At 41.1% G+C, this 7,900-nt stretch carries 11 protein-coding genes and 1 pseudogene; 6 read left to right on the top strand and 6 right to left on the bottom strand.

What is annotated here, in order from left to right; genetic code table 11:
- Positions 1–511: 511 nt before the first annotated feature.
- Positions 512–665 (top strand): annotated as a pseudogene (locus C3420_RS17440) (aldehyde dehydrogenase); the annotation flags it as partial.
- A 489-nt stretch (positions 666–1,154) separates the two neighbouring features.
- Positions 1,155–1,400 carry a hypothetical protein gene (locus tag C3420_RS15900; protein ID WP_008303959.1) on the top strand — a complete coding sequence of 82 codons (246 nt, stop codon included), beginning with the start codon at positions 1,155–1,157 and terminating at the stop codon, positions 1,398–1,400.
- Between the two features lie 148 nt (positions 1,401–1,548).
- Here the strand turns inward: C3420_RS15900 and C3420_RS15895 are convergent, their stop codons facing one another.
- Positions 1,549–1,758: a hypothetical protein gene (locus tag C3420_RS15895; RefSeq protein WP_103801000.1), complete on the bottom strand. Its 210-nt coding sequence runs from the start codon at positions 1,756–1,758 to the stop codon at positions 1,549–1,551.
- A gap of 106 nt (positions 1,759–1,864) precedes the next feature.
- Entirely contained in the window at positions 1,865–2,959 is a 1,095-nt protein-coding gene (gene queG / locus C3420_RS15890) for a tRNA epoxyqueuosine(34) reductase QueG (RefSeq protein WP_103800999.1), read from the bottom strand.
- A 23-nt stretch (positions 2,960–2,982) separates the two neighbouring features.
- Here queG and C3420_RS15885 point away from each other — a divergent pair, with 23 nt between their 5' ends.
- Both C3420_RS15885 and C3420_RS15880 read left to right on the top strand, forming a co-directional pair.
- Positions 2,983–4,455: an NAD(P)H-hydrate dehydratase gene (locus tag C3420_RS15885; RefSeq protein WP_103800998.1), complete on the top strand. Its 1,473-nt coding sequence runs from the start codon at positions 2,983–2,985 to the stop codon at positions 4,453–4,455.
- Between the two features lie 7 nt (positions 4,456–4,462).
- On the top strand, positions 4,463–4,753 hold the full coding sequence (locus C3420_RS15880; RefSeq protein WP_004815505.1) for an acylphosphatase: 291 nt from the start codon (positions 4,463–4,465) through the stop codon (positions 4,751–4,753).
- Here the strand turns inward: C3420_RS15880 and ruvC are convergent.
- The gene (gene ruvC / locus C3420_RS15875) at positions 4,750–5,292 is read right to left on the bottom strand and encodes a crossover junction endodeoxyribonuclease RuvC (protein ID WP_004815506.1); all 543 of its coding nucleotides are present in this window, start codon (positions 5,290–5,292) and stop codon (positions 4,750–4,752) included. The two genes, C3420_RS15880 and ruvC, sit on opposite strands and share 4 nt — an antisense overlap.
- 120 nt (positions 5,293–5,412) lie before the next feature.
- Here ruvC and C3420_RS15870 point away from each other — a divergent pair, with 120 nt between their 5' ends.
- Both C3420_RS15870 and C3420_RS15865 read left to right on the top strand, forming a co-directional pair.
- Positions 5,413–5,979 (top strand): FxsA family protein, encoded by a 567-nt coding sequence (locus C3420_RS15870; protein ID WP_004815508.1) that lies wholly within the window; start codon positions 5,413–5,415, stop codon positions 5,977–5,979.
- Between the two features lie 132 nt (positions 5,980–6,111).
- Complete coding sequence (locus C3420_RS15865; protein WP_004815510.1) at positions 6,112–6,750, top strand: LysE family transporter; 639 nt, start codon at positions 6,112–6,114, stop codon at positions 6,748–6,750.
- Between the two features lie 5 nt (positions 6,751–6,755).
- On the opposite strand, the gene C3420_RS15860 is transcribed toward C3420_RS15865, so the two are convergent.
- The 3 genes from C3420_RS15860 to C3420_RS15850 all read right to left on the bottom strand — a co-directional run.
- The gene (locus C3420_RS15860) at positions 6,756–6,947 is read right to left on the bottom strand and encodes a hypothetical protein (RefSeq protein ID WP_004892713.1); all 192 of its coding nucleotides are present in this window, start codon (positions 6,945–6,947) and stop codon (positions 6,756–6,758) included.
- A gap of 173 nt (positions 6,948–7,120) precedes the next feature.
- Positions 7,121–7,366 (bottom strand): hypothetical protein, encoded by a 246-nt coding sequence (locus C3420_RS15855; protein ID WP_103800997.1) that lies wholly within the window; start codon positions 7,364–7,366, stop codon positions 7,121–7,123.
- A gap of 310 nt (positions 7,367–7,676) precedes the next feature.
- Positions 7,677–7,900 (bottom strand): FAD-dependent oxidoreductase (locus C3420_RS15850; RefSeq protein ID WP_171294483.1); only part of this gene is annotated, 224 nt, incomplete at its 5' end.

The raw sequence follows: 7,900 nt of genomic DNA, 5'->3' as shown, positions 1-7,900 counted from the left end.
AATTGCTCAACCATCAAATAGAAAGTTGACCATGAGATGCCTGTGTATCGCTTGAACTGAGGATCAGAAAGCTTGTTTGAATCGATGTATTTCATCCGCAGATTATGCACGAATGCCAAGAAATCCGGAGTGCAAATATTAACCAAAAAGAAGATCGTTTTTTGATTTATGAAAGAGATCTGCTGTAAATATAAAATTTAAGTTTAGATCTAAGAATTATGTATTCTGGGTTTTTGAAATGCCTGATTTCAATGACAAGACCCTATACCTCGCATATATGTCTCATCATTTAAGTAAGCTATAAGCCTATTAACAGGAAAGCTAGAAAAATGTAGATTTTTTATTTTATTAAATTTAAACAAACTAGATTAAATTTCCGGTGTAATTGACTTTTAATAATCCGTAATTGAAATAGGTAGCCTATAACTAGATGATTATGTAAAAAATTCGTTAAGACTTTTCTGATTACCGCTTACCGGGCTGGTCTACCATCGAGGTAGGTCTTGTATGAAGCAACTGTTATCATATCTATCCGGCGCATGCAGCTTTCGGCGGTTATAAAAATCAGGTATTGACCGAGAGAACCACAAAATGATGCTGGATCATTTCAGTAAACCAAAAATCTACTGGTCAGTTATTTAACCAAGCCAGCCGGTTTCTTCTAAATTTCATTGAAAAGCGGACTTTGGTTCGCTTTTTTTAAAGATATCATTTCCAAAGATGGCGAAATTGCGATATACATCACATCAGATGATTAAAAGTATGAATCAATTGAAATTTAACTTTATCGGAAAGTTAAAAAAAGTATGAAATTGATTTTACATTTTGAAAAATTATGTTTATAAGTAAATGGTGGTTTTTTAATCAAAACAACAATAGACACTCAGGAAGAGTGAACTACAGAAGCGTATTTATATAATGGTGAAACAGGAGTTTTAACAATGCTTCAGCTTTTGAAAAAAATATTTTGCTTGCACATTTATGAATATCAACACATGGAAGAAATTGGCACACAGCGAGAATGTCGCAAGTGTGGTATCAGTAAAGATTAATACCTACCCCCCAGAAAAGTGAGCATTTGCTCACTTTTTTATGCCTGAAATTAAGAATATTCCGTTAAAATATGGCATTGTTAAAACGTCAATGGGGGCATAATGACTAAAGACTTTCAGGCTGAAACTTATATTGTTGATGAAAATCTCGCAGATACCTTACATTGGCTTAGTCTACATCAGGAAAGTTTCGAGTCACTGCATTATGATGCCATTACTCAGACACTTACAGTAGAACATGCCAATGGCAGTGATGTCATTCGGATAGGGGATTACCTCAATGCGAAATATGGCATCCTGATTACGGCACACAATTTTGCTGACACTTCTAACTTCGATCAAAAATAATCTATTTACGTGATTGGAGTTGAATCTGACCTGATAAATAGAAAATCTTTAATTAAAAAGGTTTATGAAGCGAAAATAAATAAATTTTAAACTCATATCATAAAGCCCACCTAAGGCGGGCTTTATTAACTTCAGAAGCGATTTATTCCTATTCACGGTGATTGCCATGAATATTCTGATTTTGCAGATCTGCTCGATGCTGTTTATTTAAAACCCGTTCATCCTGCTCGTGCTGATTGTTCTTAGGCGAATTGACTGGCCCATGCTGCTGAGGTTGCGGCTGTTGCTGAATTTGATTCTGGTGTTCATTTTGCAGCTGTTCCAGTAACTCTTGATTTGGATTTTTTGATGACATCATCGTCCCTCCATTTCATTTCTGAGACTATTTAAATTTATGCCACAGTCTGAAAATAAGGTGTGTAAGGCTTTTAAGGGAATCTGTGACACCAGGTAAAAATAGACAATTATCTGGATTTAGAAAGTTGTTCCTGAATCGACCAATCGATATGTACCTGTACAACTTCATCATGTTGAGCGCGAGAGTTTTGCAAGGCTTGAATAATCGCTGGATTAAATGGCGCATTGCCTAAACCAATAGCAATATTGCGCATAAAGCTTTGATAACCGGTACGCCGTAGCGGACTACCTTCTGTTGAAGCTAAAAAGGTGGGCTCATCCCATTGCCATAAATCCAGCAGGCTGGCCTGATCCAGTCCATTCCGTGGATGAAAGTCTGCAATGGTCGTCGTCTTGGCAAAGCTGTTCCAGGGACAAATCAACTGACAGTCATCACAACCAAATACCCGATTACCAATGCCACGACGAAGATCTTCAGGAATAATGCCTTTATACTCAATGGTAAGATAGGCAATACAGCGCCGTGCATCCAGCATATACGGCTCAACAATCGCCTGTGTCGGGCAGATATCGATACAGGCCGTACAAGAACCACAGTGTTTGGTCGTCGGTTCATCAAATGGCAGTTCCAGTGAAGTAAACAGTTCGCCGAGTACAAAGAAGGAACCGGATTTTTTATGAATCAGCAGCGTATGTTTACCAGTCCAGCCCATACCGGAATTTTCAGCCAGAGACTTTTCAAAAACGGGTGCTGAATCGGCAAAAGGACGTGATTCAAATTCTCCGACTTTTTCTTTGATTTTAGCTGACAGCATTTTTAGCCGACCACGCATGGTCTTGTGATAATCACGACCACGGGCATAGCGGGCAATAATTGCAGAATTTGGTGCATCGGGAACCATTCTCGGTTCAGGTGATTCGACTAGATAATCCATACGCACACAGATCACAGAGCGAGTATTTGGAATTAATAGTGTTGGATTAGCACGTTTGTCCAGATTTTCTTCCAGAAATTTCATATCGCCATGATAACCACGCTCCAGATATTCCTGCAGACGTGGCAATTCTGCTTGAGCATCCGGCCGGGCAATGACACAATCAGAAAAACCCAATTCCAGCGCTTGTACTTTGATCCATGCTTTGAGGGCTTCTGGATCCTCTTGAAAAACCTGAATTTGCGCGGGAGAATCGGGTGTAATCATAAACCGGGAACAGGGAATAAAAAATGCAGCAACAAGTTTACCATAGCCCCGTTTATCATAGCCAAAGTATTCAAGCCTGGGAGCAGCGCTGGTTTGCTAAAAAAAACAGTTCTTATGGTCTGATGCAGCAAGTCGCCTGGAGCATTGTGCAGTGCCTGATTCCTTTATTTATTGAAGAAAATGTTCAAAAGGTCGCGGTCTGTTGTGGGCAGGGTAATAATGCCGGAGATGGCTATCTGGTCGGGAAGTACCTACAGCAGGCTGGTTTTGAGGTAGAGATTTATGCAGCAGAAAAGGGTGGTTCACAGGATCTGGCTTCGGCGAGTCAGGAAGCACTTGATGCATGCATAAAAGTCTATCCGCATTTTGATTTTCAGACTGAATGTGATGCCTATATTGATGCGTTATTTGGGATAGGTCTTAACCGTGATCTGAATGACACATGGCAACAGATGATTCTAAGTATTAATGCTCAAAAGGGCTTAAAAATCGCAATCGACATTCCAAGTGGTCTCCATGCTAATACTGGGCAACCTTTGCCAGTCGCTATTCAGGCTGATTATACTTACACGGCACTGGGGCTTAAAACAGGTTTGTTTACCGGGCAGGGGAAAGCCTATGCTGGGCAGGTAGAATGTATATCTGCAATTCCAATCGATGCTGAATTGAAACCTGTTGCTCAATTATCTGGTACTCACATCCATTTACCCAAACGTCAGGCCTTTGGACATAAGGGCAGTTATGGACATGTACTGGTGATTGGCGGTCATGCTGATATGGGCGGTGCGGTAATCATGTCAGCTGAAGCTGCATTTGCAGCAGGAGCGGGTAAAGTGACTGTTATTTGTGATGCTAAACATCATACGGCAATCCTTTCACGGGCACCAAATATCATGCTCAAAGATATGAATGCCCTAGATGAAGATCAGCGTGATAATCTGTTACAGCAAGTAGATGCCGTTTGTTTTGGTATGGGCTTGGGACGTGATCTCTGGGCTGAACAGCAGTATCAGTTCTGGTTTAGTGCCATTCAGCAATCTCAGCTGGAGATCGTACTAGATGCAGATGCGCTGTGGTTCCTGGCAAAGCGCCCAGAACAATTAAATCCACGAACTTATTGCACCCCTCATCCGGGCGAAGCAGCAATCTTATTAGGATATAAAACTCAAGATATCGAAGCTGACCGAATCGCTGCCATTCATACCTTACAGCAGAAATTCAAAGGACAGTGGGTCTTGAAAGGCTCGGGCAGTCTGATTCTGGAAGATCAGCTGTATATCTGTACTGCGGGTAATCCGGGTATGGGCACTGGAGGGATGGGCGATGTACTGGCTGGCATGATTGCCAGTCTGAAAGCCCAGTTCCATGAGAATATTCATCTGCATGAAATCGTGACTTTACATGCCTTGGCCGGAGATGAGTTGGCAAAATATGGTCAGCGTGGTTTGCAGGCACAGGATATGAAACAAGCCATTTATAAAGTGGTTAATCTTTAGGGAAGTCATGATACAGGCCGCGAAACTGATTATTTCAGGAACAGTGCAGAAAGTAGGCTATCGAAATTGGTTTGCAGTTCAGGCAGTAGAACTGGAATTAAAAGGTTATGTACAAAATCTGCCAACTGCACCGGTAGAGGCTGTAGTGGTTGGAGATGAGAGAAAAATTCAAGAGATGATTATACGTAGTCAAAAGGGACTAATTTATGCAGATTTGGCTGATATTCAACAACTTGAATTAAATCCTGCTGAATATCAGTTTGAAAATTTTCAGATCAAATATTCATATAATGATTAACGACGTCTGCTGACACGGCTACGCCCACGTGCCATACCTCCAAGCGCATTTAACACAGCCATCTTGCTCATGCTACCCGAAGCATGGGCATGACAGATTGCCGCAGCCAAGGCATCCGCTGCATCCTGTTGGGGTTTGATGCTGAGGTTTAAAATTTTCATGACCATCATCTGTACCTGCTCTTTTTCTGCCGCGCCGTAGCCAACGACAGACTGCTTGATCTGACGTGCCGTATATTCAGCGACTTGCAGATCCAGATTAACCAATGCTGCAATGGCTGCACCACGGGCCTGGCCGAGTTTCAGGGCAGAGTCCGGGTTTTGTGCCATAAACACCTGTTCTACGGCCGCTTCTGTCGGACCATAGAATTTAACAATACGTTCAACCCCGGCAAAAATTCGCTTTAATCGCTCAGGCATTTCCGCAGTTTCCGTTCTGATGGTTCCTGCATCCACAAAAGACAGTTTGGAACCTTCTTTTTGAATAATGCCATACCCTGTAAGACGTGAACCTGGGTCAATCCCAATAATTAATGACATGCCTGCACTTTAAAAATAAAATAATGCCCATATTGTTACATAAGCGTATCAAAAAAGCTTGATCCTGATGAAGCAGTTGATTACATCCTTAATTATTGAATAGAGATTAGATTAATTTTCATGAAATTATTTCTTATTATCCTTGCTGGCGTAATCCTGGAAGTATTTGTGTGGATTGGCGTGGGCGACCTCGTCGGGAGCATGTGGTACGTCTTTTTCTGGTTTGTGGCCGCATTCTTTATCGGTATGAACCTGATTCGCAAATATGCCACCGGACTCATGCCGCAGATGCAACAAATGCAAATGGGCCAGATGAGTGCTGATCCGGCCATGACCAATAATCTGCCAAAAATTCTGGCTGGTTTTTTCCTGCTGATTCCAGGTCTGATTACAGACGTGCTGGCGGTATTAATGCTGATCCCGGCTGTACAGCAGGCATTTAAAGCAGCGATGATGAAAGTCATGATGAAACGCCAGCAAGCCATGATGGAAAAAATGATGGGTGGCATGATGGGCGATATGGGCGGCGCTCAAGGTCAAAATCCATTTGCAGAAATGATGCGTCAGATGCAGGAAATGCAAAATCAGCAAGGTGGTCGTGGCGATTCAACCATTATTGATGGTGAAGCACGTGAAGTGACGCCAGAGGCGAAAAAGATTGAAATGAAAGATGTGAATCCAAAATAATTTCGATTTACATTTATGCAGCCGGATCCCATGATTCGGCTTTTTTATGTGAGTAAATTAAGATAAAAGTACTGCGAAAATTTAAACAAAAGTTATAATGCTGCGGTTTTAGTCATCGCTAATAGAAGAAATATGTCTTTGTTGTTAACCATTTGTGGTTTGCATTTTATTGCTCAACTGAGCCCCGGACCGGACGTCCTGCTGATTGCACGAAGTGCAGCATCTACTAATCGTTCCAATACCTTAAAAATTATTGCCGGCATTTCGGCTGGGATTGTGGTTTGGGTGGTACTGACCCTGGCTGGTTTTACCGTGCTGATTGATCAATTCCCCTGGATTCAGCAAGTACTCATGATTGTGGGTGGAGCATTTCTGGCAAGAATGGGCTGGGCGATGCTCAAAGGCGGATTACAGGCATTTAAACAGCGCCATGAAGCCAGCGATGATCAAATAATGATGAATGAAGCGAAAAATTATTTTACTTTAGGTTTATTGACCAATCTGTCTAATCCCAAAACACTGATTTATTTTAGCAGTGTTTTTTCATTGGCCCTCAGCTCATCAGCTTCAGATTATCTGAAATCACAGCTGGCAGTGATTATTCCACTACAAACTTTCCTGACTTTTGCTTTGCTGATGCTACTCATCTCTCAGCCGAAAATCAAAGTGCTGTACCAACGTGCAGGCAACTATATAGATTTGATTTCGGGCATACTGTTCCTGATCTTTGCAATCTGGCTTTGGTATGACGCATTGGTTTTAATGAATTAAGAAGATCAATCCTGACGAGAGAGATCTTGGTCAACTAAAATAGGGGAAACAGTAGTTTCCTCTTTTTTTTCATCTGTTTTTTGTGAAGAGCTATAACGGTTTGGTTTTAACGTGGCTTCTGTATTTTCTGAACCTTGATAACTGCGACTGCGGTTCGCACGTTCTCTTAAACCACCTTTGCGAATTAACTGCACCATACTCAAAACCTCTACAAGACTTGTATTATTGTAAATCAACTGGGCAGAGCATTGCGGAATTTCTAAGATATATACCTAGTCTTGCAAGAATCAGTGTTTATAAAATGATTTGGCCTGATACTGAATATCAGGCCCCTGAGGAAAATGAACCGTGAAAATCATCACTGTTTGAATTAAGAAGATTGTTTTACTTCAAGTTGTAATGCATTGAAAATAGTGTCTTTGGTGGGTACATCCTGTTGGGCGTGTGAAGAGACATGAACCACTTTAAATACGACTGCTGCAGCTAAGCAGGCCAATAGGCACAACATCCAGAAACTATAAGGACTTCTGATGCTATGTGAGCCACAATTTGGACATGAGGTATCGGTAGATGAAACAGCTTTATTGCAGCATGCACAATGATATTGATACTGCATATTCTTCTCCTTATTTTACTAGTTTTTATGGTTATTATTTTTAAACATCAATTTTGAATTGTGTGTTTATATTATGTGAGGAAATGTTTGTATTCGATAGTGCATCGTGAGATTAAACATGTAAGCAATTGTGGACAATGTTTTATCCAGAAAGAGTTTTAATTTATTTAAATTATCTGATGATGAACAGAATTCTCTTTAAAAATTCTCAACGACTCTATTCAAGTATTCAAGCATATCGCCTATTTAATGTAATCTTTAAATAAAAACAGCCTGCATAAAGCAGGCTGTTTTTATTTAATTCAAATGATTACTGACCTGAACGGATGATGTAGTCAAATGCAGACAGTGATGCTTTCGCGCCTTCACCTGTGGCAATGATGATCTGCTTGTAAGGTACTGTGGTGCAGTCACCCGCAGCAAATACACCTTTCACATTGGTTTCATTGCGCTCGTTAATCACAATCTCACCGCGGTTGCTTAACTCAACTTTGGTTTCTTTCAGGAAATCCGTATTCGGTAACAAACCGATCT

Origin of the sequence: Acinetobacter sp. ACNIH3 (assembly GCF_002918965.1) — a bacterium.
Lineage (GTDB): Bacteria > Pseudomonadota > Gammaproteobacteria > Pseudomonadales > Moraxellaceae > Acinetobacter > Acinetobacter schindleri.
This window is presented reverse-complemented; position numbering and strand designations above follow the sequence as displayed.